This window comes from Arthrobacter sp. TJ-236 (assembly GCF_058269235.1).
Map to the genome: position 1 here is coordinate 1 of NZ_JBZCNI010000015.1, position 1,625 is coordinate 1,625.

The 1,625-nt window shown below is 62.2% G+C and carries 2 protein-coding genes; one reads left to right on the plus strand and one right to left on the minus strand.

Annotated elements, in window-relative coordinates:
• Positions 1-288: 288 nt before the first annotated feature.
• On the minus strand, positions 289-609 hold the full coding sequence (locus tag AC4D16_RS16955; protein WP_490950098.1) for a hypothetical protein: 321 nt from the start codon (positions 607-609) through the stop codon (positions 289-291).
• Positions 610-793: 184 nt separating this feature from the next.
• Here AC4D16_RS16955 and AC4D16_RS16960 point away from each other — a divergent pair, with 184 nt between their 5' ends.
• A complete protein-coding gene (locus AC4D16_RS16960) occupies positions 794-1,615 on the plus strand; it encodes a TetR/AcrR family transcriptional regulator C-terminal domain-containing protein (RefSeq protein WP_490955861.1) in 822 nt (273 codons plus the stop codon).
• The last annotated feature ends 10 nt before the right edge of the window (positions 1,616-1,625 follow it).

The following is a 1,625-nucleotide window of genomic DNA, read 5'->3' on the forward strand; positions in this document are numbered from 1 at the left end:
GACGACGTCGTTCGGCCGCGAGATGCGGACGGTGCGGGGGGTCGATGACGCTGCCTCCACCGGGACAACAGCAGCACCAGCACCAAGACCAGCAGCAGGGCCGGACGCGACCGAAGGGACTGCAGCAGAGAGGGTCGAGGTAGTGAGATCGTTCATGAGTGTCCCTTGGCGGTCGGTAGGAAATGCTGATCTGAAGAGTTCCAGGCGGGCTGCGTCTGCTGGATTTGCTGGGTACAGGTCATCCCCGTACCGAAGCCAGCGGCTCCGGTACAGGGATGTGAGGTGCTGTTAGACGTTGTAGTACTCGCGGCTACCGGATTTTGCCAGGCCTCGAGCCACCATGTAACCGATGGTGAGGAAGGTGATCAGTTCCATGCCCTGGTGGGCGTTGAACATGTCGATTCCGTCCTCGCCGTCGCCGTCTCCGACAACCAGCGCGGTAACGACGGTGGCGATGACCATGGCGACGTAGGCGAAGAACTCGGTGGTTTTCGTCGATGCCTTCGTCTCGGTGGAGCGTCGGGTCTCAACCCGGTTGCCGGCACTTGCGTGATCGCTGTGGTCGTTGTGGTCAGTGTGGGCGTTGTTGTGCGTGGTGCTATTAGCCAAGGGTTTTCTCCTGAAAGATGTGGGGCCGAGAGTCGGCGGGTGAAGGCCCGTTCCGAGCTACTTCATACCTGTGAGCGGGAAGGTCGCGGTGTGCTCCACGATCGCTCTACGCTGTAGACTCTACGGTGTAGAGGCAGCGATGGCAAGCAGGCTTACCAACGCCCGACCGAGAGTGGTGTCCAGGATCGTCAGAGACCGGAACGATCGACCCGATGACGCCCCATCACACAAGGCGGCGAGCCAAGCAGCGAACACGACACGACGAGGCAGTGAGCGGCGATCGCTCAGTCGTGACGCGGTCCTACAAGCCGCTCTGGACCTCGTGGACGAGAACGGACTCGACGCACTGTCGATGCGACGCCTGGGTGCCAGACTCGGACGGGATCCCATGGCTCTCTACCGGTATGCAGCCAACCGGGACGCCCTTCTGGACGGGCTGACCGAACTACTGCTGGATCGATGGACGATTCCCGCACCCGATACGAAGACCAACACCTGGCAGGACCAACTCCGTCTGGCGGCACACGAATTCCGTAAGCTGACCCTGCAGCATCCCAACCTCGTACCGCTGCTGGTCACGCGCCCCCTGTCGACCCCCCTTGGACTGCGCCCCCTCGGGGCCCTGCGACCGCTCGAAGGCATTCTCACCATCCTTCGTGCGGCAGGTTTCGATCCTGCTGGAGCCCTTCATGCTTACCGCGCCTACTACGGATACCTCTTAGGGCACGTCCTCAACGAACTTGAAGAGGTCGTGGTCAACCCGGACGAGGACGAGACCGGGCTACGGATGGGATTACATCGACTCCCCAAAAAGGACTTCCCGCACCTGCGCGATCTGGCAGCGCTCCTGCTCAGCTACGACGGCAAAGCCGAGCTCGACCAGGGCATCACGATCCTGCTCGAAGGACTCGACGCACAGCTACGCCCTCCCCGCCTACCAACTGACCCGTTCGAATCAGTCCCGGGTCCACGGGACGCGGGTAGTGGTGCACGAGGTACTCCGTGACGAACACCTC